The sequence below is a fragment of the Mycobacterium sp. AT1 genome, assembly GCF_002043095.1.
Classification (GTDB): domain Bacteria; phylum Actinomycetota; class Actinomycetes; order Mycobacteriales; family Mycobacteriaceae; genus Mycobacterium.
Genome location: NZ_MVOC01000032.1, coordinates 1 through 26,839 on the forward strand (window position 1 = coordinate 1; position 26,839 = coordinate 26,839).

At 66.9% G+C, this 26,839-nt stretch carries 29 protein-coding genes and 1 tRNA gene; 15 read left to right on the forward strand and 15 right to left on the reverse strand.

Translation table 11 applies throughout. The features are described 5' to 3' along the window. Positions 1–61 precede the first annotated feature (61 nt). Genes B1790_RS15210 through B1790_RS15235 form a run of 6 tightly spaced genes read right to left on the reverse strand, consistent with a single transcriptional unit; the run spans position 62 to position 6,666 of the window. On the reverse strand, positions 62–1,330 hold the full coding sequence (locus B1790_RS15210; protein WP_079924078.1) for a DUF4032 domain-containing protein: 1,269 nt from the start codon (positions 1,328–1,330) through the stop codon (positions 62–64). Between the two features lie 2 nt (positions 1,331–1,332). After that, the gene (locus B1790_RS15215; protein ID WP_079924079.1) at positions 1,333–2,421 is read right to left on the reverse strand and encodes an ABC transporter ATP-binding protein; all 1,089 of its coding nucleotides are present in this window, start codon (positions 2,419–2,421) and stop codon (positions 1,333–1,335) included. 14 nt (positions 2,422–2,435) lie between these two features. After that, positions 2,436–3,305, reverse strand: coding sequence for a carbohydrate ABC transporter permease (locus tag B1790_RS15220; RefSeq protein ID WP_079924080.1), 870 nt, complete (start codon positions 3,303–3,305; stop codon positions 2,436–2,438). A gap of 2 nt (positions 3,306–3,307) precedes the next feature. After that, positions 3,308–4,282 (reverse strand): carbohydrate ABC transporter permease, encoded by a 975-nt coding sequence (locus tag B1790_RS15225; protein WP_079924081.1) that lies wholly within the window; start codon positions 4,280–4,282, stop codon positions 3,308–3,310. After that, positions 4,282–5,655: a sugar ABC transporter substrate-binding protein gene (locus B1790_RS15230; protein WP_079924102.1), complete on the reverse strand. Its 1,374-nt coding sequence runs from the start codon at positions 5,653–5,655 to the stop codon at positions 4,282–4,284. The genes B1790_RS15225 and B1790_RS15230 overlap by 1 nt, the downstream gene beginning before the upstream one ends. A 24-nt stretch (positions 5,656–5,679) precedes the next feature. Next, positions 5,680–6,666 carry a sugar-binding domain-containing protein gene (locus B1790_RS15235; RefSeq protein WP_079924082.1) on the reverse strand — a complete coding sequence of 329 codons (987 nt, stop codon included), beginning with the start codon at positions 6,664–6,666 and terminating at the stop codon, positions 5,680–5,682. A gap of 200 nt (positions 6,667–6,866) precedes the next feature. On the opposite strand from B1790_RS15235, the gene B1790_RS15240 reads away from it, so the two are divergent. Genes B1790_RS15240 through B1790_RS15250 form a run of 3 tightly spaced genes read left to right on the forward strand, consistent with a single transcriptional unit; the run spans position 6,867 to position 10,102 of the window. Continuing rightward, complete coding sequence (locus B1790_RS15240) at positions 6,867–8,285, forward strand: mannitol dehydrogenase family protein (RefSeq protein ID WP_079924083.1); 1,419 nt, start codon at positions 6,867–6,869, stop codon at positions 8,283–8,285. Then, positions 8,282–9,199, forward strand: coding sequence for a carbohydrate kinase (locus tag B1790_RS15245; RefSeq protein WP_079924084.1), 918 nt, complete (start codon positions 8,282–8,284; stop codon positions 9,197–9,199). The genes B1790_RS15240 and B1790_RS15245 overlap by 4 nt, the downstream gene beginning before the upstream one ends. A 21-nt stretch (positions 9,200–9,220) precedes the next feature. Continuing rightward, positions 9,221–10,102 carry a Ku protein gene (locus tag B1790_RS15250; RefSeq protein WP_079924085.1) on the forward strand — a complete coding sequence of 294 codons (882 nt, stop codon included), beginning with the start codon at positions 9,221–9,223 and terminating at the stop codon, positions 10,100–10,102. Here the strand turns inward: B1790_RS15250 and B1790_RS15255 are convergent. The 3 genes from B1790_RS15255 to B1790_RS15265 all read right to left on the reverse strand — a co-directional run bounded on the left by B1790_RS15255 (position 10,099) and on the right by B1790_RS15265 (position 11,807). Continuing rightward, positions 10,099–10,434 carry a heme-binding protein gene (locus tag B1790_RS15255; protein ID WP_079924103.1) on the reverse strand — a complete coding sequence of 112 codons (336 nt, stop codon included), beginning with the start codon at positions 10,432–10,434 and terminating at the stop codon, positions 10,099–10,101. The genes B1790_RS15250 and B1790_RS15255 overlap by 4 nt on opposite strands. Before the next feature lie 47 nt (positions 10,435–10,481). Beyond that, positions 10,482–10,799 carry a hypothetical protein gene (locus B1790_RS35010; protein ID WP_079924086.1) on the reverse strand — a complete coding sequence of 106 codons (318 nt, stop codon included), beginning with the start codon at positions 10,797–10,799 and terminating at the stop codon, positions 10,482–10,484. Positions 10,800–10,934: 135 nt separating this feature from the next. Then, positions 10,935–11,807 (reverse strand): type IV toxin-antitoxin system AbiEi family antitoxin, encoded by an 873-nt coding sequence (locus B1790_RS15265; protein ID WP_079924087.1) that lies wholly within the window; start codon positions 11,805–11,807, stop codon positions 10,935–10,937. Positions 11,808–11,978: 171 nt separating this feature from the next. Here B1790_RS15265 and B1790_RS15270 point away from each other — a divergent pair, with 171 nt between their 5' ends. From B1790_RS15270 to B1790_RS15295, 6 genes are all read left to right on the forward strand, one after another. Beyond that, positions 11,979–12,770: an SDR family oxidoreductase gene (locus tag B1790_RS15270; RefSeq protein ID WP_079924088.1), complete on the forward strand. Its 792-nt coding sequence runs from the start codon at positions 11,979–11,981 to the stop codon at positions 12,768–12,770. 11 nt (positions 12,771–12,781) lie between these two features. Further along, positions 12,782–13,873, forward strand: a complete 1,092-nt coding sequence (locus tag B1790_RS15275) for a diacylglycerol kinase (RefSeq protein ID WP_079924089.1) — start codon at positions 12,782–12,784, stop codon at positions 13,871–13,873. 11 nt (positions 13,874–13,884) lie between these two features. Continuing rightward, positions 13,885–14,166, forward strand: coding sequence for a hypothetical protein (locus tag B1790_RS15280; RefSeq protein ID WP_079924090.1), 282 nt, complete (start codon positions 13,885–13,887; stop codon positions 14,164–14,166). Continuing rightward, positions 14,167–14,382 (forward strand): hypothetical protein, encoded by a 216-nt coding sequence (locus tag B1790_RS15285; protein WP_079924091.1) that lies wholly within the window; start codon positions 14,167–14,169, stop codon positions 14,380–14,382. Between the two features lie 66 nt (positions 14,383–14,448). Beyond that, positions 14,449–15,675, forward strand: a complete 1,227-nt coding sequence (locus tag B1790_RS15290; RefSeq protein ID WP_255407276.1) for an Nramp family divalent metal transporter — start codon at positions 14,449–14,451, stop codon at positions 15,673–15,675. After that, positions 15,676–16,737 carry a poly-gamma-glutamate hydrolase family protein gene (locus B1790_RS15295; RefSeq protein WP_079924092.1) on the forward strand — a complete coding sequence of 354 codons (1,062 nt, stop codon included), beginning with the start codon at positions 15,676–15,678 and terminating at the stop codon, positions 16,735–16,737. On the opposite strand, the gene B1790_RS15300 is transcribed toward B1790_RS15295, so the two are convergent. From B1790_RS15300 to B1790_RS15310, 3 genes are all read right to left on the reverse strand, one after another. Then, positions 16,723–17,181: an STAS domain-containing protein gene (locus B1790_RS15300; RefSeq protein ID WP_079924093.1), complete on the reverse strand. Its 459-nt coding sequence runs from the start codon at positions 17,179–17,181 to the stop codon at positions 16,723–16,725. The two genes, B1790_RS15295 and B1790_RS15300, sit on opposite strands and share 15 nt — an antisense overlap. Before the next feature lie 256 nt (positions 17,182–17,437). Next, positions 17,438–18,781: an APC family permease gene (locus B1790_RS15305; RefSeq protein ID WP_079924094.1), complete on the reverse strand. Its 1,344-nt coding sequence runs from the start codon at positions 18,779–18,781 to the stop codon at positions 17,438–17,440. 13 nt (positions 18,782–18,794) lie between these two features. Beyond that, positions 18,795–20,417: an amidohydrolase gene (locus B1790_RS15310; protein WP_079924095.1), complete on the reverse strand. Its 1,623-nt coding sequence runs from the start codon at positions 20,415–20,417 to the stop codon at positions 18,795–18,797. A gap of 157 nt (positions 20,418–20,574) precedes the next feature. Here B1790_RS15310 and B1790_RS15315 point away from each other — a divergent pair, with 157 nt between their 5' ends. From B1790_RS15315 to B1790_RS15325, 3 genes are all read left to right on the forward strand, one after another. Beyond that, positions 20,575–21,315 carry a DUF1365 domain-containing protein gene (locus B1790_RS15315; RefSeq protein ID WP_079924096.1) on the forward strand — a complete coding sequence of 247 codons (741 nt, stop codon included), beginning with the start codon at positions 20,575–20,577 and terminating at the stop codon, positions 21,313–21,315. 73 nt (positions 21,316–21,388) lie between these two features. Then, on the forward strand, positions 21,389–21,970 hold the full coding sequence (locus B1790_RS15320; RefSeq protein WP_079924097.1) for a sigma-70 family RNA polymerase sigma factor: 582 nt from the start codon (positions 21,389–21,391) through the stop codon (positions 21,968–21,970). Further along, the gene (locus B1790_RS15325) at positions 21,967–22,683 is read left to right on the forward strand and encodes an anti-sigma factor (protein WP_079924098.1); all 717 of its coding nucleotides are present in this window, start codon (positions 21,967–21,969) and stop codon (positions 22,681–22,683) included. Before B1790_RS15320 ends, B1790_RS15325 begins: the two co-directional genes overlap by 4 nt. A 1-nt stretch (position 22,684) precedes the next feature. Here B1790_RS15325 and B1790_RS15330 read toward each other — a convergent pair whose 3' ends face one another. Then, positions 22,685–23,800, reverse strand: coding sequence for a glutamate--cysteine ligase (locus B1790_RS15330; RefSeq protein WP_079924099.1), 1,116 nt, complete (start codon positions 23,798–23,800; stop codon positions 22,685–22,687). 137 nt (positions 23,801–23,937) lie between these two features. On the opposite strand from B1790_RS15330, the gene B1790_RS15335 reads away from it, so the two are divergent. Further along, positions 23,938–24,759: an LLM class F420-dependent oxidoreductase gene (locus B1790_RS15335; protein WP_079924100.1), complete on the forward strand. Its 822-nt coding sequence runs from the start codon at positions 23,938–23,940 to the stop codon at positions 24,757–24,759. On the opposite strand, the gene B1790_RS15340 is transcribed toward B1790_RS15335, so the two are convergent. Then, entirely contained in the window at positions 24,756–24,932 is a 177-nt protein-coding gene (locus tag B1790_RS15340; RefSeq protein ID WP_079924105.1) for a CsbD family protein, read from the reverse strand. The two genes, B1790_RS15335 and B1790_RS15340, sit on opposite strands and share 4 nt — an antisense overlap. A gap of 74 nt (positions 24,933–25,006) precedes the next feature. On the opposite strand from B1790_RS15340, the gene B1790_RS15345 reads away from it, so the two are divergent. Next, positions 25,007–25,082 (forward strand) — tRNA-Arg (locus B1790_RS15345). 25 nt (positions 25,083–25,107) lie between these two features. On the opposite strand, the gene B1790_RS15350 is transcribed toward B1790_RS15345, so the two are convergent. After that, positions 25,108–25,701: a TetR family transcriptional regulator gene (locus B1790_RS15350; protein ID WP_079924106.1), complete on the reverse strand. Its 594-nt coding sequence runs from the start codon at positions 25,699–25,701 to the stop codon at positions 25,108–25,110. Between the two features lie 80 nt (positions 25,702–25,781). On the opposite strand from B1790_RS15350, the gene B1790_RS15355 reads away from it, so the two are divergent. After that, on the forward strand, positions 25,782–26,825 hold the full coding sequence (locus B1790_RS15355; protein WP_079924101.1) for an NAD(P)-dependent alcohol dehydrogenase: 1,044 nt from the start codon (positions 25,782–25,784) through the stop codon (positions 26,823–26,825). The last annotated feature ends 14 nt before the right edge of the window (positions 26,826–26,839 follow it).

Below are 26,839 nucleotides of genomic sequence, written 5' to 3' on the forward strand. Positions count from 1 at the left end.
TTCGAACATACGTTCGAATATTGAGAACTCTCTGACGTATTTCGTAAGAAGACTCTAAGAGCTAGTCATTGTCCATCTCCAGCACCGCGAACGGCGCCGTCGGCACCTCGGCGACCGACATCTTCGCCGCGGAATCGGTGGGGATGACGTCGCCAGCCAGCGCCGCGAGCGCCTTGTTGGTGCCGACGTCGCGACCCGCCCTCTCGCTCAGCAGCCACCGCACCTCGAGCAGATCGCAGTACGCCTGAATCGCGGTACCGCGGTGGCCGACGACCTCGAGCGCCAACTGCTGGTACGGGGTCAGGATCTCGATCACCCACAGGCGCGCGGCCGTCGACTCGTCCACGTCGTGGCCGGCCTCTCTGGCCAACTGCGCCTGATACGCGTGCAAGTCGCCAAGCAGGATGGCCGCTTGCCCCTCTCCAACGTCGAGACCGGTGAGCTCCTGAAGGTGCTGCGCGTGGTACCTGCGATCACCGACCGCCACCTTCACCCGCATGCGGCTCGGATCGGAAGCGTCTGGCTGCAAGGACAATTCGTCGACGGCGAAGCCAAGGTCGTTGAGCCGGCGAATCGTGCCCTCGACGCGGTACCGGTCGGCGAAACCGAAGACGGGCTCGGCATGCAGCAGATCCCACAGCGTGTTGTAACGCACCTGCACCTGTTCGGCTTCGGCGATCAGCGTCTGGTGCATCTCCTCGGGTAGGCCGAGCCGCTCGGCCAGGTCGACCAGGCCCTCCGCCACGTTCTCCACCAGGATCTCGAGATCGTGCCGCCGCTGGCCACGGCTCAGCTGCTGATGCACCTCGGAGGTTTCGGCGTCGACCAACCAGGCCTGGAGGAGCTGCCCGTCTCGCGAGAACAGCGTGTTCGCCAACGAGCAGTCACCCCAGAACACCCCGTGCCGGTGCAGTTCGACGAGCAAGCCGGCCATCGCGTCGAGCAGCCGGGCCCGGTGCCTCGGCTGGTCCGGAGGCAGCCGCATGAACAGCCGGCGGTACTGCCAGGACCCTTCGAGGTACCGGGTCACCAAGATCGCGGTCTCGAACTCCGGCTGCAGCACGAGCCCCGCCGGGTGTACTGCGGGCAGGCCCATCTCCTCGAGCCGCCGCAGGACGTCGTACTCCTTGATCGCGATCCGTGGCGGCATGTCCTTCACCGCCCAGAGATGACCGTCGGCGTCGACGAACTTCACCAGGTGGCGACTCATGCCCACCGCGATGTCGCGCAGCGGCACCTCGGGCACCACCCACTCCGAAAGTGGTTTGTCCCATGGCAACCCGAGGAGATCCGGGGTTGGTGCGCGGAGCCGCAACTCCGGCGCGCGCATGATTAGTTGAGGCGCTCGCCCGAGGTCGGGTGGAACAGGTGCACCGCCCCCTCCGGATGCCTGCGCAGGCGCACCGTGTCGGCCAGCCGTGGTGCCGTGCGCGGATTGCAGCGCGCCACCAACTCGGTACCGTCGCTGCCCGAGCCCGCGTGGGCGTAGATGTAGGCCTCGGCACCAAGGTCCTCGACCAGGTCGACGACGACCTCCACCCCACCGGATTCGGCGACCTCCAGCTGTTCGGGCCGGACGCCGACGGTGACCTCGGAAAGGCCTGCCTGGCTGATCTTCGCCAGGTCGTCGCGCTCCAGCTCGAACGTCGAATCGCCGAGCTTCACCCCGTCGGACGTGACCGAGGCGGTGAACAGATTCATCGCGGGCGAGCCGATGAAGCCCGCGACGAACGCGTTCGCCGGGCGATCGTAAAGCTCGTTGGGAGAGGCGAATTGCTGCAACTTCCCGAAGCGCAGGACGGCCACCCGGTCACCCATCGTCATCGCCTCTACCTGATCGTGCGTGACGTAGACGGTGGTGGTGCCGAGACGGCGTTGCAGCGCCGCAATCTGCGTACGGGTCTGCACGCGCAGCTTGGCGTCGAGGTTGGACAACGGCTCGTCCATGCAGAACACCTGAGGCTCGCGCACGATGGCGCGGCCCATTGCCACGCGCTGGCGCTGACCACCGGACAGCTTGGCGGGCTTGCGATCCAGGTGCTCGGTCAGGTCGAGAACCTTGGCGGCCTCCTCTACCTTCTTGCGCCGCTCCTCGGCCGACACGCCGCGCAGCTTGAGCGCGAAGCCCATGTTCTCGGCGACGGTCTTGTTTGGGTACAGCGCGTAGTTCTGGAACACCATCGCGATGTCGCGGTCCTTGGACGGCACGCCCGTCATGTCCTTGCCGCCGATCTCGATGCTGCCCTCGTCGATGTCCTCGAGTCCGGCGAGCATGCGCAGCGCGGTGCTCTTGCCGGAACCGGACGGTCCGACCAGGACGACGAACTCACCGTCCTGGATGTCGAGGTTGAGGTTGTCGACCGCGAGCTTGTCGGACCCCTCGTAGATGCACGATGCGTTCTTGTAAGTGATTGCAGCCATTGTGTTTAACTCCTCTACTTGATGGCGCCGAAGGAAAGACCACGAACGAGCTTGTTTTGGGCGAACCAGCCGCACAGGATCACCGGAAGGGCGGCCATCGTGGCCGCGGCCGAGAGCACGGCCCAGTACTGACCCTCACCGGCGATGAAGCCGACGAGGTACACCGGCATCGTCTGGGCGTTCACCGCGGTGAGGTTCACCGCGAGGAAGAACTCGTTCCAGGCGAAGATGACGCAGATGAGCGCCGTTGCGGCGATGCCAGGCGAGACCAGCGGCAGGATGACTTCCCGCACCGAGCGCCACAGGCTGGCGCCGTCGAGGCTGGCGGCCTCGAGCAATTCGCCTGGGACTTCGAGGAAGAACGAGCGCATCATCCAGATGGCGATGGGCAGGTTCATCGACGTGTAGAGGACGACGAGCGCCCAGATATTGTCCAGCAGACCGAGGTTGGACACGATCACGTACAGCGGCAGGATCGCCGCGACGACGGGCAACATCTTGGTGCTCATGAAGAAGAACAGCGCGTCCGACGTCTTTCGGACCGGGCGCAACGACAGCGCGAACGCGGCAGGCACACCCAGCAGCAGAACCAGGATCGTCGACATGCCGGTCGCGAACACCGAATTCAACATCGCGGGCCCGATGCCCTGGTCGAAGACCGCGGAGTACTGATCCAGGGTCGGCGTGAAGAGCAGCGTCGGCGGGTTGGTCGCCGCGTCACTCTCCTGCTTGAACGACGTCAGGACCATCCAGAACACCGGGAAGAAGAACCCGAGCCCGACGAGCCAGGCGACGATCCCCCACGGGCTGAACTTCTTGGACTTCTTCTTGTGGACGGGCACGGCCTCGTCTGTGGCCGTTGCCCTTTCGGCAGTAGTCGTCATGTCTAGGCCGCCTCTTCCTTGCCGGAGAATGATTTGAAGATCAACCGAAGCGCGAAGCTCGCGATGATCATCGTGAAGATGACGACCACCACGCCCATCGCTGCCGCCTGCCCCATGTCGAAGCCGAGGAACGCGCGCTGATAGATGTAGAACGGCAGGTTCGCACTGGCGACGCCCGGCCCGCCCTGCGTCATCATGAAGATGGCGTCGAAGGTGTTGACCAGGTAGATGGCTCCGAGCACGACGCCCAATTCGATGAAGCGGCGAAGGTGCGGCAGCGTCAACTCCCGGAAGAGTTGGATCGCGGTGGCACCGTCGACCCGGCCCGCCTCGAGCTGGTCCCGCGGCATGGACGTCAGTCCGGCCAGGATCAGCAGCATCATGAAAGGCGTCCACTGCCAGATCAATTCGACCATGACCATCGCCAGCGGGAACTGACCGATCCAGTCCACCGGCCCAATCCCCACCAGCGAGAGCACCCAGTTGAGGATGCCGTTGTTGGGGTCGAGGATCGTCGTCTTCCAGATCAGGGCCCCGGCGACGGGAGTGATCAGGAATGGCGTGATCAAGAGGGTGCGGACGACGCCGCGACCCAGGAATGCGCGATCGAGCAGCAGTGCGATTCCGAGGCCGAGCAGCGCCGAGATCAGCACCACGCCGACGATCAGGATGACGGTGTTGCCCGCCACCGACCAGAACTGGCGGTCCTGGACGACGGCGACGTAGTTGCTGATCCCGACGAATTGCCGTGAGCCCGGCCGGACCAGGTTCCAGGAGAGCGTCGAGTAGTACAGCGTGAACAGGAACGGCACCTGCGTCACGGCGATCATGAAGATCAGCGCGGGCAGTAGCGGTCCCCGTCGGCGCCATCCCTCGGCCCGACTCACGCCGGTGTCCTGGGCTTCGCGGATCTTTCGAACCCGTTCCGCGACTGCCCCCTGACTGGCGTCCGACTCGGTTTCAGCAGTAAGAGTCATCACTTCTCCTGGTAGCTCTTGCCGACGACCTCGGCGTATTGCTGCGCTTGGTCCAGTGCCTCGTCGACCGTTATCTGGCCGGCGATGGCCGCACTGATCTGCTGGCTCACCCGGGTGCCCAGATCCTGGAACTCGGGGATGCCGACGAACTGCACGCCGGTGTACGGAACCGGTTGCACGGTGGGCTTGTTCGGCGTCGCGTTGGTAATCGACTGCAGGGTCAACGGACCGTACGACTTCGAGATCGCCTCATATTCCGGGAGCTCCGTGTAGGTCGACGTTCTGCTGCCGGGTGGGACGCGAGCCCAGCCCAGCTTCTCGCCCACCAGCTTCATGTAGTCCTTGCTCGTCATCCACGAGATGAACTTCCAGGCACCGTCGGGGTTCTTGGCGGCCTTCGGGATGCCGAGCGCCCACGTGTAGAGCCAGCCCGAGTTGGGCTTCTCCACGATCGGTGCGGGCAGGTAGCCGATCTTGCCGACCAGATCGGGGTACGTCTTGGGATCCTCGATCGTCGAGACCGCCGACGTCGCGTCGTACCACATCGCCGTCTGGCCCTGACCGAACAGGTTCGCGCACTCCTGGAAACCCGTTGAGGACGCGCCCAATTCGCCGGATTCCTTGATCGTGTTGACGTAGAAGTTGACGGCCTTCTTCACCTCGGGGCTGTTGAGCTGCGCGTTCCACTTTTCATCGAACCAACGGCCGCCGAAGGTGTTGATGACGGTGTCCAGCGGCGCAAGCACTTCACCCCAACCGGGCTTGCCACGCAGGCAGATACCCGCATCCGAGACCTGCTTTGCCTTGATGGTCTTGGCCCACTCGGCCACCTCCTGCCAGGTGGGCTGGTAGCTCGGGTCGGGGTTGACCGTGATGCCGGCCTTTTCGAACATGTCCTTGCGGTACATCAGGAACGACGACTCGCCGTAGAACGGCACCGAATACATGCTGCCCTCGTACGACAGCGAGTCGCGCAGCGACGGGATGAAGTCGGCCTCGTCGTAGCCCGGCGTGTTCTTCGCGTAGTCCGAAAGGGGCAGCAGCCAGCCGTCCTTGGCCCACTGCGGGGTCTCGAAGTTGCTGATCATCGCTACGTCGAACTGACTGCCGCCCATGGCGGTCGACATGGTGATCTTCGCGCGCGCCTGGTTCTCCGAGAGCGAGATGAACTTCAACTTGATTCCGGGGTTCGCCTTTTCGAACTCCGGCGACAACTTCTGCGCGTCGGTCATCTGCGAGTTGGACACCAGGGCGATGGTCACCTCGTTGTCCGACGCGCCAAGGCTTCCCGCGCCCGAACAGCCCGCGGTCAGCGTCAGCCCGAGAGCCACCGCACACACCGAGAGCTTTCGCAATGCTCGTGTTGCTTTCATCTTCACCTCACTCCTCGTTGAGAACTACTGATCCAAGAGCCAACGTGCACAATCGATGTCGCATACCAGAAGCTTCCCCAATCCACCGCGAAGAGCGGCCCGCGTCGCTTCGTGCTTGGGCGGCCCGCTGCAAATCAGGATGGTCTTGTTGCAATTGCGGATGTCCTCGAGCGGCACCGACACCGCCCGGTGGGCGAGTTCGGTGACGACCGGCGCACCCTCGGCGTCGAAGAAGCGACCGCCGATCTCGCCGACGGCTCCGAGCGACACGAGTTCGTCGAGCATCCGCGTGTCGAGAAAGCTGCCTTCGAAGAGCGTGGTCGACGTGCTCACCGAACCGACGCCGAACAACATGGTGTCGGCGCGCCGGCCGGTCTCCAGCGTCCGCGAGATCACCGAGTCGCTCCGCATGGACATCACGGTCGACGGGTCGGCGTACAACGGGGCAGGAAGGCGCATCGCACTGGCGCGCAACATGTCAGCACCGCGACTGAGGATGAACTCCATGCCGGTCTGATAGGCGGCGGTGGACATCGCACCGTCGAGTTGGACGACCACGCGGCAACTCGCCACGCCGGGGGCCAAGGCCGTGACGGCGGCGACCTGTTCGGGTCCCCAGGTGAAGCCGAGGACGTCGTTCTCGGACAGCCGCCTCATGAGGAGGGCGCCCGCGGCCCGACCCAAGTGCCCGGTGACCACTGCCTCGGTCAGGCCGTACCGCTGCTCGAGCAGGCGTTCCTCGTCGGCGTGCAGGTCGTCCTTCATGGTCGGCGGCACGACGACTTCGATGCGCACCAGCCCTCTGGCCTTGGCCCTGGCGATCAACCTGCCCGCGGTGGGCCGGGACACGCCGAGCTTGGCGGCGATCTCGGCCTGCGTGAGTCCGTCGAGGTAATAAAGCGTGGCCGCCCGGAGGGCGAGACGCAGATCCTCGGGCGTCGCGCCGCCGTTGGGGGCCGCATCAGCGGGGGGTTCCGCCACGTGGGTGTTCGACGTCGGTGTCGCCACCATCTCCGGTCCCCTCTCGGCGTAATCGGTGAGCAAATGCTCGGGGTCGCGTGTAGATGCTCATCACGCTAACATGTGGATGTGACCTACACAACACTTTCAGTGCAGCGACCATTTAGAGGCAAAACGACGGTTCGGACCGTCCAAATTCACGCCGACTCCTACCCCACGCCGGGTAGCGTCGAGAAAGTGGTGACCAGGTCATGAAGCTCAACAACGCGTCCCTTTCCGAGATCACGATCTCGAAGCCGTCCTACGATCGCAGTGAGATCACCGTCGGCATAGTGCATTTCGGGGTGGGCGGCTTCCACCGAGCCCACCAGGCGATGTACCTCGACCGGCTGCTCTCCGACGGCAAGGCCAAGGAGTGGGGCATCTGCGGCATAGGCGTGCTGCCCGGCGACCGCAAGATGGCGACGGTCATGGCCGACCAGGACGGCCTTTACACCTTGATCTTGATGAACCCCGACGGGACCCGCGACGCCCGGGTCATCGGTTCGATCGTCGACTACAAGTTCGCGCCCGACGACCCCGAAGCCGTCATCGAACTGATCGCCGCACCGACCACGCGCATCGTCGAACTGACCATCACCGAGGGTGGCTACTTCATCGACGACGCCGGCCCGGACAGCGTCTTCGGTCTGGTGACCGCGGCGCTCGCCCGCCGCAAGGAACGAGGCCTTCCGTCGCCGACCATCGTGTCCTGCGACAACATCGAGGGCAACGGCGACGTCGCCCGAGAGGCGTTCACCACCTACGCCGAGCGAACGCACCCCGACCTCGCCGAGTGGATGAAGGCCAACACGCGCTTCCCCAACTCGATGGTCGACCGCATCACCCCGGTCACCACACCGGACGTGATCGAGAACCTCGCCGCCGACTCCGGTATCGACGACGCGTGGCCCGTCGCGGCTGAACCCTTCACCGCGTGGGTGCTGGACGACGACTTCTCCGACGGCCGACCGCCGTACGACGAGGTCGGCGTCCTGCTGGTCGACGACGTAACCCCCTACGAGCTGATGAAGCTGCGGCTGCTCAACGCGGGCCACCAAGCCCTCTGCTACTTCGCGTACCTGGCTGGCTACCGACTCGTCGCCGACGCGGCAGGCGACCCCTTGTTCGCCAAGTTCCTTCTCGAGTACATGGACACGGAGGCGACCCCGACCCTCAAGCCCGTTCCCGGCATCGACCTGCCCAAGTTCAAGCAGACCGCCGTCGACCGCTTCGCCAATCCCGCCGTGCGCGACACCATCGTCCGGCTGTGCTTCGGCTCCTCGGACCGCATCCCGCAGTGGCTTCTTCCGGTCATCAGGGAGAACCTGCGTTCCGGTGAGCCAGTGAGGTTGTCCGCGGCGACCGTCGCGAGTTGGGCCCGCTACGCCGAGGGCGTCGACGAGGACGGCCAGCCGATCGACGTGCAGGACCAGCTCGCCGAATCGCTGGTGCCGCTTGCCAAGTCGCAGCTCGACAATCCGACGGCGTTCATCGAGAACACCGCGCTGTTCGGCGACCTCGCCGCGGAGCCACGCTTCGTCGAGGCCTACCTGTGGGCATTGGATTCGTTGCACCGCGTGGGATCTCGCGCCACGCTGGAGGCGCTGATGAACTCGGACGAGCGATGACGAACCGCGCCCTCGTCATCGGCGAGGCGCTGATCGACATCGTGCAGCGAGACGGTCAGGTGCTTGGCGAGCACGTCGGCGGGAGCCCACTCAACGTCGCGGTCGGACTGGGCAGGCTGGACCGCGGCGTCGACTTCCTCACCCACATCGCCGACGACGAGCGCGGTCGACGCATAGTCGAGTACGTGGAGGCCTCCGGCGTACGGCTGGTGCCAGGCAGCACCGGCGCCGCCCGCACGCCGACCGCCGCTGCGAGCATCGACGAAAATGGCGCTGCGACATACACATTCGACATCGAGTGGCAGCTGAGCGGAACGCCGGAGGTTGTTCCCCCGCTGGTTGCCCACACCGGGTCGATCGCCGGATTCCTCGATCCGGGTTGTCTGGCGACGGCCGCGCTGCTTGACGCCTACCGCCTCGCCGCCACCATCACGTTCGACCCGAACGTTCGGCCCGCGCTGATCGAAGACCACGATCAGGCCGTCGACCGCATCAACCGGCTCGTCGAGAAGGCCGACGTGGTCAAGGCCAGCGACGAGGACCTGCACTGGATCGACCCGACCCGGACGCCCGAACAGATGGCGACGGCGTGGCAGAGCCTCGGCCCGTCGATCGTGGTGGTCACCATGGGCGGGGACGGCTCGTTCGCGGTGTGCGCTGCGGGCACCGTGCGCGTCGCGGCCCGCCCGGTCGAGGTGGTCGACACCGTCGGTGCTGGCGACTCGTTCATGACCGGCCTCATCGACGCGCTGTGGTCGTTGGACCTACTCGGCGGCGACCGGCGCGCGGACCTGGCCCGCATCGACGTCGACGCGCTGGAGGGAGTGCTGCGAGCCGCGGCACACGCATCGGCGGTGACCGTCGCCCGCGCGGGAGCCGATCTTCCGGATCGCGCCGCTCTTCAATTGGGGTGAGGCCGTGGGCCATACTGGGGCATGCGTTCCATCTGGAAGGGATCGGTTGCCTTCGGCCTGGTGAACGTGCCGGTCAAGGTCTACAGCGCGACTGAAGACCATGACATCAAGTTCCACCAGGTCCACGCCAAGGACAACGGTCGCATCCGCTACAAGCGGACCTGCGAGGTGTGCGGCGAGGTCGTCGAATACCGCGACATCGCAAAGTCGTACGAGGCCGACGACGGTCAAACCGTCATCATCACCGACGAGGACATCGCGACGCTCCCCGAGGAACGCAGCCGCGAGATCGAAGTCGTCGAGTTCGTTCCGGCCGACCAGATCGACCCGCTGATGTACGACAAGAGCTACTTCCTCGAGCCCGATTCGAAGTCGTCGAAGTCCTACATGCTGCTGGCGCAGACCCTCGCCGAGACCGATCGGGTCGCAATCGTGCACTTCGCGTTGCGAAGCAAGACCAGGCTGGCGGCGTTGCGCGTCAAGGACTTCGGCAAGCGCGAGGTGATGATCGTGCACACCCTGTTGTGGCCCGACGAGATTCGGGACCCCGACTTCCCCGAGCTGGACAAGAAGGTCGACATCAAGCCCGCCGAGCTCAAGATGGCGGGCCAGGTCGTCGAGTCGATGACCGACGACTTCCATCCCGAGGCGTTCACCGACGACTACCGCGTCGAGATGATGGAGCTGATCCAAGCCAAGATCGACGGCGGCCAAGCGTTCTCGGTCGAGGAGCAGCCCGCCGAGAACCTGGACGAGACCGACGACGTGTCGGATCTGCTGGCCAAGCTAGAGGCCAGCGTGCAGGCGCGAGCTGGCGCCAAGAAGGCACCCGCGAAGAAGGCACCGGCGAAAAAAGCACCGGCCAAGAAGACGCCCGCCAAGAAGGCCGCCGCGAAGGACTAGCTGCAGCGGGCCTTCATGTCTCGGATCGGTTGACGGATGCCGTCGAGCTCTGACTTGGTCTGAGGGTTGGCGGCAAAGTAGTCGTCGACCTGCTGCTTGACCTGGTCCCGGGGCTGACCCTTGAGCGTCGAGAAGAACGCGTTGGCGTCGGGGTGGGTGAAGAAGTAGTCCGCCGTCGCCGTCGAGACCACGCCCTTGAGCTGTTCGAAGTCGGCCGCCGAGCAGCCGGGCGCCGGCGGTGGCGGCGGATCGGCAAGGGCGGACGGCGCCGCACCGAACAATGCTGCCCCGGCGATCGCGGCGGCCACGAGGCCTCGCTTGGGAATCGACATGAATGGGTCTCCTTCGATGTGAATGGCGTTACGGATGACTGTCGGCATTATCGATGTCCGCCACCGCCGGAGGCGCCACCGCCACCGCCGCCGGAGTGCGATGCATTGTTCGGCTGGAGATCCGTGCCGCCGCCGGCCGGGTTGAAGTACCAGTCGTTGTCGAAGGGATAGCTCGCGTTGTCCGATGGTGCTGGCGCGTCGTTGATTTGGACGTTGCCAGGGCTGTCGACGATGCCGGCGGTGTCGCAATTCACGACCGCCGGGTCGCAGCTCTCGTCGGCGAAGGCGGTTGGCGCGGCAGCGATGGCCGCGGCGGCGCACGTGGCGGCGAAGATCCCCGCCACCGTCGATGTCTTCAATCGCATGACACTCCCCCTTCGCGCGCCGTCGTTCGGCAGTCGATGAGCGGAAGGTACCACCACCGGAGTTCACGCCAAAGTGTTTGCGCGTTTGCTCTCGCCCTCCGCGAGATCTGCGTCGGGGCCGTTGATTCCGCGAGATCACAACCACGTCGCAGAACTCGGCGCAGGCGGTGGGGTCCAGCCGCGCCGGGCGAACGCGGCCCGCACCCGCTCGAGCGTAAATCGGCGACTGTGTTCGGCGACGACCCGCAGGTCGATCCAACCCTGGCGGTCGACGAGATCGCCTCTGCCGATGTCGTGGACGTACTGCCGCCGCTCGGCACTGTGATGCGCACCCTCGTAGTCCAAGCCGACCTTTGGCTCGTCGTAACCCATGTCGATGAACGCCCGAGCGACTCCGTCGGACACCTCGATCTGGGTTCTCGGTGCAGGCAGACCGTCGTCGACGAGGATGAGGCGCAACCAGGTCTCCTTGGGAGACTGTGCGCCGGAATCCATCAGCGCCAACGCAATTCGAGCTCGGCGTACACCTCGTGCTCCCCGGTATCGGCTGGCCAACTCCAGCGCGGCAGTTGCCGTGACTCCCGTAGCGGCGGCCAATGCGTCGAGGTGCGCCACCGCAACGTTGCGTGGCAGGTGTCGGCCGAGGTCCAGCGCGGTGCGGGCCGGCGTCGTCACGGGCAGACCGCTCACCTCGGTGATCTCGTCGGCGCCGATCCGCTCCTCGCGCACGATGACTCCGGGCCGGGGCCGGGTGTGCGCCGTGACGACCTCGATCGGAGTCGACGCGTCCACCCACTTGGCGCCGTGCATCGCCGCAGCGGCGCGCCCCGCGATCACCCCTCGTCGGGTCGTCCACAGCCACGCCGCGTGCGCGTTGGTCAGCACCGTCTGCTCGACGCCATTCGGAACGTAGACGCGTGGATGGACGGCGGTGTAGTTCCACCGCAGCCTGCCGCGGGTGAGACGACCGTCGCGGATGACTTCACTACCGACGATTGGCTGCCACATGTGCTGAATGCTGACCGTCGGTACTGACGAAAGTGGCCCTGGGAGAAGGAGTTGTGCACAGGCACGTCTGCGACTTCTGCGGCAGGGTCGTGATCGCCGCCACATCGCGACCGTGGCGCAGAACTCGCGATCCGCCCACGAACTAGAACGTGTTCTAGTAGCGTCGCGAGCGTGATTCTGGACAAGTTCAAACTCGACGGTCAGGTGGCCGTGGTCACCGGAGCAGGACGCGGGCTCGGTGCCGCCATGGCGCTGGCCTTCGCCGAAGCGGGTGCCGACGTGGTGATCGCGGCGCGGACTCAGGCACAGCTCGACGAGGTGGCCGAGCAGATCAGGGCCACCGGCCGCCGCGCACACGTCGTGGTCGCCGACCTCGCCCATCCGGAGGACACCGCGTCGCTGGCCCAGCAGGCCGTCGACGCGTTCGGCAAACTAGACATCGTCGTCAACAATGTCGGCGGCACCATGCCGGCGCCGCTGCTGGACACCTCGACCAAGGACCTCCGCGACGCCTTCACGTTCAACGTGACGACGGCACACGCGCTGACCACGGCCGCCGTCCCGCTGATGCTCGAGCACTCCGGCGGCGGCAGCATCATCAACATCACCTCGACGATGAGCCGGGTCTCCGGCCGAGGCTTCGCCGCGTACGGGACCGCCAAGGCTGCGCTCGCCCACTACACCCGGCTGTCCGCCCTCGACCTCGCGCCGCGCATCCGCGTCAACGCCATCGCGCCGGGGTCGATCCTCACCTCGGCGCTGGACATCCTGGCCAGCAACGACGAGCTGCGCAAACCGATGGAGGACGCCACGCCGATGCGCCGGTTGGGCGATCCCACCGACATCGCCGCGGCGGCCGTCTATCTCGCGTCGCCCGCGGGGAGTTACCTGACCGGCAAGACCATCGAGGTCGACGGCGGCATCACCTTCCCCAACTTCTCCTTCCCGATTCCCGACCTGTAGAGGACGACCACATGACGATCAAGGTCGCAGCCGTCGGCACCGGCAACGTCGGCAAGCACGCGCTCACCCAGCTGATCCTCGACCCCCGATTCGAACTGACCGGCGTGTGGGTGTCCTCGGATGCCAAGGTGGGCAAGGACGCTGGCGAGCTCGCCGGACTCGACCGTTCCACCGGCATCACGGCCACCACCGACTTGGGCGACATCCTGGCCGCCAAGCCCGAGTGCGTGGTGTACACCGCGATGGCCGACAACCGACTCGTCGAGGCGCTCGAGGACTACCGGCGCATCCTGGCCGCCGGCGTCAACGTGGTCGCCAGCGCCGCGGTGTTCCTCCAATTCCCCTGGGGCACTTTGCCCGACGAGATGATCGCACCCATCGCCGAAGCCGCCGAAGCGGGCGGGTCCAGTATCTTCGTCAACGGCATCGACCCCGGCTTCGCCAACGACCTCATCCCGATGGCACTCGCCGGAACCTGTCAGAGCGTCGAGCAGATCCGCTGCATGGAGATCATCAACTACGACACCTATGACAGCGCCACCGTCATGTTCGACGTGATGGGCTTCGGCAAGCCGCTCGACGAGACCCCGATGCTGCTGCAACCCGGCGTGCTGAGTCTCGCGTGGGGCTCGGTGGTGCGGCAGCTCGCCGCCGGCCTCGGTGTCACCCTGGACGAAGTCACCCAGAGCTACGTCCGCGAACCCGCCCCCGAGGACTTCGACATCGCGTCCGGCCGCATCGCCAAGGGCACCGCGGCCGCCCTGCGCTTCGAGGTCCGGGGCATGGTCGACGGCAAGGCCGCCGTCGTGCTCGAGCACGTCACCCGCACCAGGGACGACCTGTGCCCGGACTGGCCCCAACCCGCCCAGGAGGGCGGCTCGTACCGCATCGAGATCACCGGTGAGCCGACCTACGCGCTCGACCTCTGCCTCAGCAGCCCCAACGGCGACCACAACCACGCCGGCTGCGTGGCGACGGCGGCTCGGGTGGTCAACGCGATCCCCGAGGTGGTGGCTGCGCCCGCTGGCATCCGGACAACGCTCGACTTGCCCCTGGTGACCGGAAAAGGGTTGTACGCTGGGAATCTGCTGTCCAACGCTTAGAAGGGCCTGTCATGCGGACGCGCTATCTCATCGGTTTGATCGCCTCGGCCGGCGCCGCGGCCGCGGTCGTCGTCGCCCCCGCCGCATCGGCCGAGCCGAACGAAGTCTCCAACCAGCCGGCCTGCACGTCGACCGGGCAGGTCGGGGAGACCGGCACCAGCACCACCGAGTGCCAGACCCCCGGCAACGTCGAGATCTCCGCCGAGGCGCCCGACGTGCCCACCTGGAGCTACCCCTGGGATGACGCGTTCTACGGGTCGGCCCTGGTCATTGGTGGCGGCGAGCGCGGTTAAATGCGCTCCCTGACAATCGCTTTGGCGGTCGTCTCGGCAGCGACCGCAGTGGCACTGGCGCCATCTGCGGCTGCGGCACCCCAGTGCGTCAACACCGGCCCGACGACGACCCAGTGCGACACCCCCGGCCACTCCCAGATCACCACGTCTCCCCCGGCGATGAACGACAACAACTGGTGGCCCTACGGCGGCGTGGTCGTCGGCTTCCCCTGGTAGCCACCACACCAAGGTTTCGGCTAACCTAACTTTTCTATTCGCCTTACCGGATAGAAGGGGACGGTGTTGTCGATCGCGAACAAGGTGCCGCAGCGCGCCACCGTGATGCTGCTCGGACCGGCGTTCGTGGCGGCCATTGCCTACGTCGACCCCGGCAACGTCGCCGCCAACGTCAGCGCCGGCGCGCAGTACGGCTTCCTCCTGGTGTGGGTGATCCTGGTCGCCAACGTGATGGCGGGCCTGGTCCAGTACCTGTCGGCCAAGCTCGGGCTCGTCACCGGACGCACGCTGCCGGAGGCCGTCGCCGACCACTCCCGAACCCGAACCAGGGTCGCCTACTGGCTGCAGGCCGAATTGGTCGCCATGGCAACCGATCTCGCCGAGGTGGTGGGTGGCGCGATTGCGCTGTACCTGCTGTTCGACCTGCCGCTGCTGGTCGGTGGCGTCATCACCGGCGTGGTGTCGATCTTCCTCCTCGCAGTGCAGAATCGCCGCGGGCAGCGCATGTTCGAGCGCGTCATCACCGGTCTGCTGCTCGTCATCGCCGTCGGCTTCCTGACGAGCCTGTTCGTCGCACCGCCCGCCCCGAGCGACGTGATCGGCGGCCTGGTACCGCGATTCGACGGCGCCGAGAGCATCCTGCTCGCCACCGCGATGCTCGGTGCGACCGTCATGCCGCACGCCGTGTACCTGCACTCGGCACTCGCCCGCGACCGGCACGGCCGGCCGGACGAGGGCGCGCCGCGGCGCCACCTGCTGCGGGCCACGCGCTACGACGTCGGTCTTGCCATGCTCGTCGCGGGCGCGGTCAACCTCGCGATGCTGCTCGTCGCCGCCACCAACCTGCAGGGCGTGGAGAACACCGACTCGATCGAGGGCGCCTACGCCGCGGTGCAGAACTCCTTGGGGCACACCGTCGCCCTGTTCTTCGCCATCGGCCTGCTGGCCTCCGGGCTCGCGTCGACGTCCGTCGGCGCCTACGCAGGCGCGATGATCATGCAGGGCCTGCTGCGCAAGTCCTACCCACTGCTGCTGCGCAGGGTCGTCACCCTGATCCCGGCGCTCGTCGTGTTGGCGATAGGCGTCGACCCGAGCCGCGCCTTGGTGCTCTCGCAGGTGGTGCTGTCGTTCGGCATTCCGTTCGCTCTGGTGCCGTTGATCCGACTGACCAGCAGTAGGACCCTGATGGGCGGTGACGTCAACCATCGCGTCACGACCGCCCTCGGCTGGACGGTCGCCGGGATCATTAGTGTTCTCAACGTGGTCCTGATCTACCTGACGGTTACCGGCTGAATGCAGCCCTACTTCGCGTACGGGTCCAACCTGGACGTGACCCAGATGACGTGCCGCTGCCCCGACGCGAGGGATCCGCGCCCTGCGGCACTCGCCGACCACGACTGGCTCATCAACGAGCGCGGTGTCGCAACGGTGGAACCCCTCGACGGGGCTCGCGTACACGGGGTGCTGTGGCAGATCAGCGATCACGACCTGACGGTGCTCGACAGCGCGGAAGGCGTCCCAGTGCGCTATCGACGCGACCGGATGACCGTGGAGACCGACGACGGGCCCGCCGAGGCATGGGTCTACGTCGACCCACGCGTCGAACCGGGCGCCCCTCGCCCCGGTTACCTGGAGCGGATCATCGGAGGCGCCACCCACCACGGCCTGCCGACGCGGTGGGTCGAGTATCTCCATCGATGGGATCCGGTCAACTGGCCGCGCCGGCTCCCGCCGACGGATTTGCCTGCGCCGCAGACGCTTTCGAAGCTGCTCGCCGATCCTGACGTCGTCGAATCCAGCACGCTGCGGTCACGCTTCGGTTTTCTTGCCATCCACGGCGGCGGGCTGGAGCGGATGACCGACGTCATCGCCGAACGGGCGGCGCAGGCCGCCGACGCGTCGGTCTACGTCGTCCGTCATCCCGAGAACTACCCCCATCACCTCTCGTCGTCGGCGTACCGGGCCGGGGAGTCCGCCCTCCTGGACGCCTTCCTCACCCACGTCGACGTGGTGGTGTCGCTGCACGGCTACGGCCGCGTCGGACGCACCATGGAATTGTTGGCGGGCGGTGGCCATCGAACGTTGGCCGCGCACCTCGCCGCGCACGTGTCGGTGCCCGGCTTCGAGGTGGTCACCGATTTGGACGCCATCCCGCGCGAACTGCGCGGCCTACATCCCGACAATCCCGTGAACCGGGCGAGCGGGGGCGGCGCGCAACTCGAGCTGACGCCGCGGGTGCGGGGCATCAGCCCGCGCAGCGGACCCACCGGCGACGACGGCTTGAGCGCCCCCACTAGGGCGCTCGTCGCCGGGCTGACCGCGGCGGCAAAGGCCTGGCCCTCAGCCGACGACTGACGGCGCATCCACTTCCCGGATCGCTGCGCTCCTGCCCTCCGAAGCCACGCCCAGCTCTCGAAACGCCGACTCGACGTTCTCGGCGCAGGGCAGATCGGTCGCGTCGCAGATTCGTATCACCCGTCGCACGACGGGACCCTCGATCAACCACCAGTCGACCCCGATCGCGGCGCAGCACCTGTCGACCCTGTGGAGTGCGGCCAAGGCGGGAGCGCCGAAGAAGTCGACGGCGGTGGCGTCGACGACGAGGGCCCCGGCGATCGCGACGTGCCGCTCCAGATAGCCAGCCAACCGAGTGGCGTTACTCGCGTCGACTTCGCCGTAAATGGAGACGACGACGGCGGGTTGCAGGACCACCGACGCACTGGCCCTGCCCCAGTGCTCACCGATGCCGATGGACTTTGGATCCGGCCGGTAGACGCGACATGTTCCGATGGGTGCCATGGTGACCCCCTGAAGTTGAGAACGGGTTGGGGCGCCGTGCTCTCGACGTAGGGGGAACGTACAACGAATTCCGCAGCGCGTGTCGACATTCGCAAACAGCGGAAAAGTCACCGAATCGAGCCCTGCAGGGGGCGATTTTCAGCAGGTGCGACGCAATCCGTTGCCGTCGCATCAGGGAGCAAACCGAAGGCCGCTCCCAGGCGCCGACGAGGCCCGTCGTGACGTGCACGGAGGCACGTCACGACGGATTCCGTAGCTACTCCTCGATGGCCAGCACCGGCGTCGGCCGCTGGAAGCCGCGCGTCACGACGGCCAGCCAGATGACGCCGATGGCCAGCCATACGAGGCCGACTTCGAGCGTCAACCAGGACAGGCTGGTCCACAGCCACACCGTGAGGACGAAGCCAATTCCCGGCAGCACCAGGTTGTTCAGGACGTTCTTCTCGCCCTCGTCGACGAAGTAGTGCTTGATGACGGTGAGGTTCACCGCCGAGAACGCGATCAACGCACCAAAGCTCACGATCGAGGCGAGGAACCCGAGATCGATCCACAACGCCGCCAGCGAGATCACCGACACCACCAGGATGGCGAAGGTCGGGGTGGCGAATCGCAACGAGACGTGTCCGAACACCTTGCGCGGCATGATGCCGTCGCGGCCCATGGCATAGAGGATCCTCGCCACCGACGCCTGCGACGTCAGCGCGGAACCGATGCAGCCGGCGATGTAAGCGGCGGTGAAGAAGGTGTTGAGGAACTGTCCGCCGGCGGAGGTCATCACGTCGAGCGAGCCGGAGTCGACGTCGGCGAACTGGTTCGACGGGAACACCAACTGCGAGACGTAGGACAGGCCGAAGAAGATGGTGCCGCACACCACGGTCGCGATCATGATCGCCTTGGGCACACTGCGCCGCGGATCCTTCGCCTCCTCCGACAGGGTCGAGACCGCGTCGAACCCGAGGAAGGACAGGCAGAGGATCGCCGCGCCCGCGAAGATCGGCCCTACGCCGCTGGCGCTGCCGTCACCGGTGAACGGCGCCATCAGGTTGACGCTGCCCGTCTTGGTGACGGTCATGAACGCCATCACCACGAAGACGAGGATGAAGACGATCTGCAGCGCCAGTAGCAAGAAGTTGGCCCGCGCGACCGAGACGATGCCGACGATGTTGAGCACCGTCACGATGACGATCGACACCAGGATCCAGATCCAGGCGGGCACGGCCGGGATCGCCGCCTCCATGTAGATGCCGATGACCAGGTAGTTCAGCATCGGCAGGAACAGGTAGTCGAGCAGGAGCGACCAACCCGCCAGGAAGCCGGCCGGCGCCCCAAACGTTCGCTGGGTGTAGGCGTAGGTGGACCCGGCCACCGGGAAGGCCGCCGACATCCGCGCGTATGACCTGGCCGTGAAGATCATGGCCGCCAGCGTCACCAGGTAGGCGACGGACAGCCGGCCACCGGTCAGCTGGGTGACGATGCCGTAGGTGGTGAACACCGTCAGCGGCACCATGTAGACCATGCCGAAGAGCACGAGCGCGGGGACGCCGAGAGCCCGTTTCAGATGGCCCTCGCCCGTCGCAACGGTAGGAGTTACTGCCGACATTGCTGATCCCTTTCTAGGGTGTAACCGAGTATCCGAGCTCGCCGCGGAGGTAGGTGGCCCGAACGACGACGTCGGGGAGCTGCGCGGCGGGCGTCTCGCGGGGGTCGCCGGCCAACCACACCAGATCCGCGCTTGCGCCGGGAATCAGGCGCCCCCAAGTGCTTTCGGCGAAGGCCTGTTCGGCGACCCCGGCGGTGTAGGCGCCGAGCGCGCGTTCGATGGTCAGGGCCTCCTCGGGCTTCCAACCACCCTCGGGTTCGCCGTCCTTCGTCCGACGGGACACCCCGATGGCAATGCCGTCCAAGGGCGAACCGGAGGACACCGGCCAGTCCGAACCCAGCGCCAGCGGTGCACCGGATTCGTCGAGGCTGCGCATCCGGTACTGCTTGTCGGCGCGTTCAGCGCCGAGACGCGGCACCGTCAGTACCGTCATCAGCGCGTCCATCTGCGCCCACAGCGGTTGCATGCACGGGATGACGCCCAGCTTCGCGAACCGTTCCAGGTCGGCGTCGTCGACCAGTTGGACGTGGGCGATCACCGGTCGTCGGTCCCGCGGGCCGTTGGACTCGATCGCGAACTCGATGGCGTCAAGCGCCTGACGGACCGCGGCGTCGCCGATGGCGTGGATGTGGATCTGGAAGCCGAGTTCGTCGACGCGACGGGCCGCCTGGGCCAGGCTGTCGCCCTCCCACACGGTCATGCCGTGGTCGTGCAGCCCGGAACAGTACGGCGCCAGCAGCGCGCCCGTCTCGTTCTCCACCACGCCGTCGGCGAAGAACTTCACCGTGTGGGCGGTCAGCAATGGCGAGCCGGCCTCCTCGACGCGGCGGCGGGCGTCGGCGAATCCGGCGAGTTGCGAGTCGAAGTGGCGAGGGTCGGCATAGAGAGCCAGGTTGAACCGGATCCGCAGGGCGTCGCGCTGCGCAGCGGCGAGGTAGGCGTCGACGTCGCCGGGTTCCACCCAGGCGTCTTGGACCCAGGTGACCCCCTTGCTGAGGTAGTAGTCGGCCGCCGTGCCGAGCGCGGCCACCCGTACGTCCACGTCGCGCTCCGGCATGACGGCGGTGACGAGGTCGACGGCGCCCCATTCGCGCATGGTGCCGAGCACTGAGCCGTCCTCGCGGTGCGGGATCTCACCGAGAACCGGGTCCGGGGTGTCCTCCGTGATGCCCGCGCGTTGCAGCGCAACGGAATTGACCCACATCGTGTGGTAGTCCCAGGCCCGCAGCGCCACCGGCCGATCCGGCACCGCCTCGTCCAACCAGCGGGCGTCGAAGAGGCTGTTCTCGGCCAGGCTGCCGTCGTAGGAGGCACCGACGATCCATTCCTCGTCCGGATTGGCCTCGGCGTACTTGCGCACCTCGGCGACGATCTCCTCCACCGAACTGCACGGCCGCACCTCCGGCCCGACGGATTCGAGGCCGCCCAGCATGGGGTGGGCGTGCCCGTCGCCGAAGGACGGCATCAGGAACCCGCCGTCGAGGTCGACCTCGACGGTCTCGGACCGCTCCGCTGCCATCGCCAGCGCGGCGTCACCGAGAGCGGCGATCACACCGCCGTCGACCAGGAGTGCGCTTATCGTTGGTTCGGAGGCCCCCACCCAAATGGTTCCGTTGCGAAACAGCGTTATTGCCACGGATCGGCACACTACGCGGCCATCGAGAGTTTGCAACGGGAAACGTCGCCCATCCGTGGCGCGCCCGGCATCGAATAACAGAGGTGGAACGTAGAGACCTCGTCGGCGACGCAGTGGAGCCGATCGTGCCTGGCAACGAGACAGTGGTGTCGGTGCCATGGTGAGTGCCCTCTACCGGACGCGAATCACCCACCTGAGTCGCACGCCAGTGCACCACTACTTCGAACAGGGTGGGTACAGCTGGTACGTCGACGTCGACGATCTGCCTCGACTCCCCCGGTGGCTGCAGCCCTTCGCGAGATTCGAAGCCGTCGACCATCTTTCGCCGCCGACGGCCGGGCCGGACACGTTGCGCGCCCGCGTCGACCAACACCTCGCCGACCGGGGCGTCGAATTGCCGGGTGGCACGGTCACCGCATTGCTGCAGGCGAGAGTGCTCGGCTACGTGTTCAACCCGCTCAGCATCTTCTGGTGCCACGACCGCCACGGGACGCTGCGCCACGTCATTGCCGAGGTGCACAGCACCTCCGGTGACCGGCACGCCTACCTTCTGCCACCCACCGGCGCCCAACCGGCGGCGGTGAAGAAGGCGCTGTACGTCTCGCCCACCAATGAGGCCGACGGCTACTACCTGGTGCGGGCACCGCAGCCCGACGCCGAGCTCGACGTCACGATCTCCCTGCATCGCGAGAACAAGCCGGCATTCGTGGCGACTCTCGACGGCACGCGGCGAAAGGCCTCGATCGCGAACCTGTTGCAGCTCCAGCTGATGGCCCCGGTGGCGCCGTTGGTTGGCGCAATGTGGATCCGCATTCAGGGCGTCACGCTGTGGACGCAACGAGCGCCCGTCGTTCGGGAGGCGCCCATCCCGGAGCGCGAAAAGGTCGGCCAACTATGACCAGGCGGGGGGCTCTCGAATCCCGCCCCGGCACATCCCCTTTCGCGCCACGACCGCTCAAACCGCGGTTATCGTGACCACCCTCGCGCAGGCCAGTACACTTCGCGGCGTGACAGCCGACCTCGACGCCTTGCTGCGCCGGGTGGCAGAAGAGGACGTCGAGGCGTTCGCCGCGTTCTACGACAACACCCGCGCGCGGGTGTTCGGCCTGGTGCTACGGGTGCTCCGCGATCCTGGGTACAGCGAGGAAACCACTCAGGACGTCTACCTGCAGGTATGGCGTAACGCGCGCACCTACAACCCAGCTGCGGGAACCCCTCTCGCCTGGTTGATGACGCTGGCGCACCGCAGGGCCGTCGACCGGGTGCGGTCCGAGCAGTCCGCTAGCCAGCGGGAATCCCGCTACGGCGCGGCCAACGTCGACTTGCCTGCCGACCGGGTGGCCGAAGCCGTCATCCAGCTCGACGAACAGCGCCAAGTCACCGAATGCCTCGCGTCGCTGACCGATCCTCAGCGCGAGTGCATTCAGTTGGCGTATTACGAAGGCCTTACCTACGTGCAGGTATCCGAGCGTTTGTCGGCAAACCTTGCGACCATCAAGTCACGGATGCGCGACGGCATTCGTGGTTTGCGGAAGTGTCTGGGGGTGTCGTGACCGAACCAAACGCGAACGACCTACTCGTTCTTGCCACGCCATACGCGCTGCACGCGATGCCGCAGACCGAGCTCGACGACATCGACAGGCAACTCACCCACGTTCCGCCGCCTGTCGCCATCGCCTTCGCCGACGAGGTTCGAGCGGTGCGAGAGACCATGGCGAAGATGTCCGCGGCGACGGCGCAGGAGCCACCCAGCCACCTGCGCGAACGGCTGCTAGCCGCCGTTGGCGGCGAGGCCCGGGTCATCGAGATGCGCCCGCAGTCGACGCGGTGGCGAACCGCCGCGCTCGCCGCTGCCGCCGCGGTGGCCATCGGGCTTGGCGCGATCGGCGTCGGCATCGCGGTGCGGCCCGAGCCAAAACCCTCTGCGGCAGAACAGATCTTCGCGGCCAAGGACGTCAGGACCGTGTCGGGAGCCATCCCGACCGGCGGTACCGCCACCGTGGTGTTCTCCCGCGAACGCAACGCGGCGGTGCTGGTGATGAACAACGTCGAACCCCCGGCGCCGGGCACCGTCTACCAAATGTGGTTGGTCGGCGCGAAGGGTCCGGAGTCGGCGGGCACCATGGACTCCGCCGCCGTCGCACCGTCGACCACCGCGGTGCTGCCCGACCTGCACGGCTCGACGGCTCTCGCGTTCACGGTGGAGCCCAGCGGCGGCTCGTCGGCGCCGACGACGCCGGCCTTCGCCGAGCTTCCGCTCGCCTGACTCACAGCCCCTCCACGGTGGCGGCTGCCACCTCGGCGACGACGTCGGACACGTCCTCGCGACGTCGCCAGGCGCGTTGCTGCCGCATGGCGCCGTTGCCGGTGGTCAGCACGCGCTCGACCTCCGTGCGCACCATGTCGTAGTCGCCGAGCACGGTCAGCGCCGGCTCGAGCCGGTCCACCAGTGCGTGCAACAGCTCCGCAGCCGGCCGTAGGGCGCGATCACCCGGGAGGTCTACGAGCTGACCGTCGAGCCCGTAGCGGGCGGCGGTCCAGTAGGCCGCCTTGAGCACGTGCGCGGCGATGGGCGGCACCGGCTCGCCGCGCTCATCCTCGGCGAGGACGGTCATGACCAGCGCCCTGACCAAGGTGGCGAACAGAACGGTGCCGGCGACGGTGGCGGGCACGTCGGCGACCCGCACCTCGACGGTCGGGAAGTTGGCCGACGGGCGGACGTCCCAATAGACCATGCCGTCGTCGAGCATCGCGCCCGACGCCAGGATCTCCCGTACGGCCGCGTCGTACTCGTCGGCGGAGTCGAAGTGTGGCGGCGGACCCGCGCTCGGCCAGCGCGCCCACAGCACGCTGCGCCAGCTCGCGTGCCCGGTGTCCGCGTTGCGGTACACCGCCGAGTTGGCGGTCAGCGCGAGCAGCAGCGGCAGCCAGGGACGTAGCCGGTTGCTCACCTGCACGGCCACGTCACGGTTGGGCACCGCGACGTGCACGTGGCACCCCGAGATGCCCTGTTCGTGGGCGATCATCCCGAACCGCTCGGCGATGTGCGCGTAGCGCGGCTTGTCGGTGACCGGAAAGTGCTGCGGGAGGGTCGGAGGCAAGGCGACGGCGAGCAGCCGGGCGCCGGCCTCCGCGGCGGCGTCGGAGGCAACGCGGCGGAGCCGAATGAGCTCAGCTCGGAGGTCGGCGCTGGAGCTCGCCACCTCGGACGTCGTCTCGACCTGGCAGCTGGTCAGCTCGAGTTCGAGGTCGACGCCTTGGCGCTTGGCGCCCTCGGCGACGGCGGTGTTGAGCGGAGCGGGCTCCCCGGTGTGGGGGTCGACGAGCAGAAACTCTTCTTCGACGCCGTATGTCGGGGGTTCGGGGGTGTTGATCCGGCCCATCGGATCGTTCACAACGGGCCGGATCAGGGTGACACTCCTCTTGCCGCGCGAGGTGAGTGCGCGGCTCGAAAATCCAATTGCCCCGCCATTCGCGGGGCTAAACATCCGTTGTCGAATCGACACCTAGGCTCGGGGACATGGCGCAAGAATTTCGATTCGGGTTCGGCCTGCACGCCGCCCCACGGCAGTCGTCGGTTCAGGACTGGGCGCATCGCGCGGAGGACATGGGCTACGACGTCCTGCACGTTCCCGACCATCTGGGTGCACCCGCGCCGTTCCCGACGTTGATGACCGCGGCGGCCGCCACCGAGAAACTGCACGTGGGCACGTTCGTGTTGAACGCCGGGTTCTACAAGCCCGCACTGTTGGCGCGCGACGTCATGGCGATGCACGACCTCACCGGCGGTCGGCTGGAGCTGGGCCTTGGTACCGGGTACGTGGAGGCGGAGTTCAAGGCCGCCGAGATCCCGTATCCGAGCGCTCGAGAGCGGGTCGACCACCTGCGCCACGTCGTGGAGTACATCGGCGAGCATGCCCCCGACGTGCCGATCTTGATCGCAGGCAACGGGAATCGGGTGCTGACGATCGCCGCGCGGCGGGCTCACGTCATCGGCCTGACCGGAGGGGATCCAGAAGGTCCCGACGGGGACCCGCTCGCGGAGCGGATCGAGTTCGTGCGCACCGCGGCCGGCGAGCGGTTCGGCGACCTGGAGCTCAACATCGCGATCACCGCCATGCCGATCGACGACACCGGGATACCCGATCTGTCGATCACCCGCCGGTTCCTGCCGGAACTCAGCGACGAGGAACTGCTCCGGACGCCAGGCGTGCTGGCGGGCTCGCCCGACGACATCGCCGACGAGATCCGCCGCTACCGCGACGCCTACGGGGTCACCTACATCACCGTGCAGCAGCCCCACGCGGAGGCGTTCGCGAAGGTCATCGAGCTGCTTCGCTAGCGGCCGCGGAGTGCGTCCTTGAGGTGCTCACCGGTCTGCTTCACGCGAGCCTTCACCTGGTCGACCTTGCCCTCGGTGCGAAGGCGGTCGTTTCCGGTGATCTCGCCGAAGTTCTCCTTGACGCGGCCCGCCAGCTTGTCGACGGAGTTCTTGGCCTTCTTGGAAGTGCTCATGGCGTGGTGTAGCCGTTCCATGACCTGGGGAAACACGAAGTGGGCGATGACTTCGGTATGCTGCGATCCGGTCCGCCCCCGTAGCTCAGGGGATAGAGCACGGCTCTCCTAAAGCCGGTGTCGCATGTTCGAATCATGCCGGGGGCACCACCAGTCTTCGATGCGCGATCGCCCATCAGGGCGCTTCGGCAGCAATTACTCGAGTCACGCTCTCCCGCAACAGCTCTCGCCGCCGATCGTGGACCGACTCAGCCTCGTCACTGGTCGCCGAATACACGTTGCTGACCGGTGACCACGCCATCGACATGGCGATCACCATCGCCATCAAGTCGAAGGGCTCGCCGTCGCGCACCAACCCTTGACGTTGGGCGTCGGCGATGGCCGCGAGCTTCGCAGTGTCCAACCGGTCGGCGTCGCCCACCAGGTGCCCGGACGGTTGACGTTCCAGGCGCGCCCATGTCGCCAGCCGAATGAGATCCGGCCGCCGCAGGTACTCGTCGTAGAGCCGCACCGCCCAGCCGGGGAGGTCGGTGGCGTCCATCGGCACCACGTCCATGATGCGCTCCAACGACGCGACGAAAATGGCGTCGAACAGCGCGTCCTTGTCGCCGAAATAGCCGTAGAGCTGCGCCTTGTTGGTGCGCGCGGCACGCACGATCCTGTCGATTCTCGCGCCGGCGATGCCGTACTGGGCGAACTCGACGGTGGCGGCGGCCACGATCCGCTCCTGGGTCGCGAACCCCCGGGGAGTGGCGGGCGCGGCTGTCATCAGCGCCACCCTAGACCAACACTTCGGGTGAGATGTAGCCTCAAGTAAACCAACTAGTCTGTTTATTAGAAGGGTTCCCAATGAAGACCACCGGCTTGGCTCCCAGCTCCCCCGACGGCGCCTTGGGTCGCTCCTGGCTGCAGCGACGAGAGCTGCGCGACGACGACGTGGCCATCCGCGTCGACTTCTGCGGGGTCTGCCATTCCGACCTACACGCCCTGCACGCCTGGACGCCGCGGTCGCCCGGGCTCCTGGTCCCGGGTCACGAGTTCACGGGCGCCGTCCTGGCCACCGGCGCCGCGGTGTCCACGTTCACGCCCGGTGACCGGGTCGCCGTCGGCAACATCGTCGACTCCTGCGGCCACTGCCCAATGTGCCGACGCGGCCAGGAGAACTTCTGCCACGAGTCCCCCACGTTGACCTACGGCGGGACCGATCGACACGACGGATCACCGACACTGGGCGGCTACTCCCGCGAGATCGTCGTCGCCGAGGGTTTCACCTATGCACTGCCCGCCGCGCTGGACCCCGCCGCGGCCGCACCCTTGATGTGCGCCGGCATCACCGTGTGGGAACCTCTGCGCGCCCTGGGCGTTGGACCGGATACGTCGGTCGCGGTGGTCGGGATCGGCGGCCTCGGGCACCTCGCCGTCAAGATGGCGGCGGCACTCGGTGCCGAGACGACCGCGATCGGACGGTCGGCGGCGAAGGCCGACGACGCGCGGCGACTGGGCGCCTCGGAGTACCTGGTGTCGTCCGACGCCGCGGCCATGGCGGCAGCGCGTGACCGCTTCGACGTCGTGATCGACGCGATCCCGGTCGCCCACGATCCGGCGCCGTACCTGGCGGTGACCGGATTGGACGGAACCCTGTGCCAACTCGGTTATCTCGGGCCCATGACCGTCGACGCCATGGACCTGCTGATCGGCCGAAAGAGGCTCACCTCGGCGGGCAGCGGCGGACGCCCGGCAACTGCCGAGATGCTCGAGTTCTGCGCAGAGCACCAGATTGGCGCGGACGTCGAAGTCCTCCCGTCGGCCGACGTCAACGTCGCATTGGATCGGTTGGCACGCAACGACGTTCGATACCGCTTCGTCCTCGACATGTCCGACCTCGACGACTAGTTGTAATGGCCAGG

What these genes read in the sequence shown, in the direction of transcription:
- B1790_RS15230 (WP_079924102.1), bottom strand. Translation starts at nt 5,655, where the DNA reads ATGAAAGCAACACGAGCATTGCGAAAGCTCTCGGTGTGTGCGGTGGCT.
- B1790_RS15350 (WP_079924106.1), bottom strand. Translation starts at nt 25,701, where the DNA reads ATGACAGCCGCGCCCGCCACTCCCCGGGGGTTCGCGACCCAGGAGCGG.
- B1790_RS15355 (WP_079924101.1), top strand. Translation starts at nt 25,782, where the DNA reads ATGAAGACCACCGGCTTGGCTCCCAGCTCCCCCGACGGCGCCTTGGGT.
- B1790_RS15210 (WP_079924078.1), bottom strand. Translation starts at nt 1,330, where the DNA reads ATGCGCGCGCCGGAGTTGCGGCTCCGCGCACCAACCCCGGATCTCCTC.
- B1790_RS15215 (WP_079924079.1), bottom strand. Translation starts at nt 2,421, where the DNA reads ATGGCTGCAATCACTTACAAGAACGCATCGTGCATCTACGAGGGGTCC.
- B1790_RS15315 (WP_079924096.1), top strand. Translation starts at nt 20,575, where the DNA reads ATGGTGAGTGCCCTCTACCGGACGCGAATCACCCACCTGAGTCGCACG.
- B1790_RS15330 (WP_079924099.1), bottom strand. Translation starts at nt 23,800, where the DNA reads ATGGGCCGGATCAACACCCCCGAACCCCCGACATACGGCGTCGAAGAA.
- B1790_RS15240 (WP_079924083.1), top strand. Translation starts at nt 6,867, where the DNA reads ATGAAGCTCAACAACGCGTCCCTTTCCGAGATCACGATCTCGAAGCCG.
- B1790_RS15255 (WP_079924103.1), bottom strand. Translation starts at nt 10,434, where the DNA reads ATGTCGATTCCCAAGCGAGGCCTCGTGGCCGCCGCGATCGCCGGGGCA.
- B1790_RS15245 (WP_079924084.1), top strand. Translation starts at nt 8,282, where the DNA reads ATGACGAACCGCGCCCTCGTCATCGGCGAGGCGCTGATCGACATCGTG.
- B1790_RS15305 (WP_079924094.1), bottom strand. Translation starts at nt 18,781, where the DNA reads ATGTCGGCAGTAACTCCTACCGTTGCGACGGGCGAGGGCCATCTGAAA.
- B1790_RS15265 (WP_079924087.1), bottom strand. Translation starts at nt 11,807, where the DNA reads ATGTGGCAGCCAATCGTCGGTAGTGAAGTCATCCGCGACGGTCGTCTC.
- B1790_RS15250 (WP_079924085.1), top strand. Translation starts at nt 9,221, where the DNA reads ATGCGTTCCATCTGGAAGGGATCGGTTGCCTTCGGCCTGGTGAACGTG.
- B1790_RS15225 (WP_079924081.1), bottom strand. Translation starts at nt 4,282, where the DNA reads ATGACTCTTACTGCTGAAACCGAGTCGGACGCCAGTCAGGGGGCAGTC.
- B1790_RS15220 (WP_079924080.1), bottom strand. Translation starts at nt 3,305, where the DNA reads ATGACGACTACTGCCGAAAGGGCAACGGCCACAGACGAGGCCGTGCCC.
- B1790_RS15285 (WP_079924091.1), top strand. Translation starts at nt 14,167, where the DNA reads ATGCGCTCCCTGACAATCGCTTTGGCGGTCGTCTCGGCAGCGACCGCA.
- B1790_RS35010 (WP_079924086.1), bottom strand. Translation starts at nt 10,799, where the DNA reads ATGCGATTGAAGACATCGACGGTGGCGGGGATCTTCGCCGCCACGTGC.
- B1790_RS15275 (WP_079924089.1), top strand. Translation starts at nt 12,782, where the DNA reads ATGACGATCAAGGTCGCAGCCGTCGGCACCGGCAACGTCGGCAAGCAC.
- B1790_RS15340 (WP_079924105.1), bottom strand. Translation starts at nt 24,932, where the DNA reads ATGAGCACTTCCAAGAAGGCCAAGAACTCCGTCGACAAGCTGGCGGGC.
- B1790_RS15300 (WP_079924093.1), bottom strand. Translation starts at nt 17,181, where the DNA reads ATGGCACCCATCGGAACATGTCGCGTCTACCGGCCGGATCCAAAGTCC.
- B1790_RS15280 (WP_079924090.1), top strand. Translation starts at nt 13,885, where the DNA reads ATGCGGACGCGCTATCTCATCGGTTTGATCGCCTCGGCCGGCGCCGCG.
- B1790_RS15335 (WP_079924100.1), top strand. Translation starts at nt 23,938, where the DNA reads ATGGCGCAAGAATTTCGATTCGGGTTCGGCCTGCACGCCGCCCCACGG.
- B1790_RS15295 (WP_079924092.1), top strand. Translation starts at nt 15,676, where the DNA reads ATGCAGCCCTACTTCGCGTACGGGTCCAACCTGGACGTGACCCAGATG.
- B1790_RS15235 (WP_079924082.1), bottom strand. Translation starts at nt 6,666, where the DNA reads ATGGTGGCGACACCGACGTCGAACACCCACGTGGCGGAACCCCCCGCT.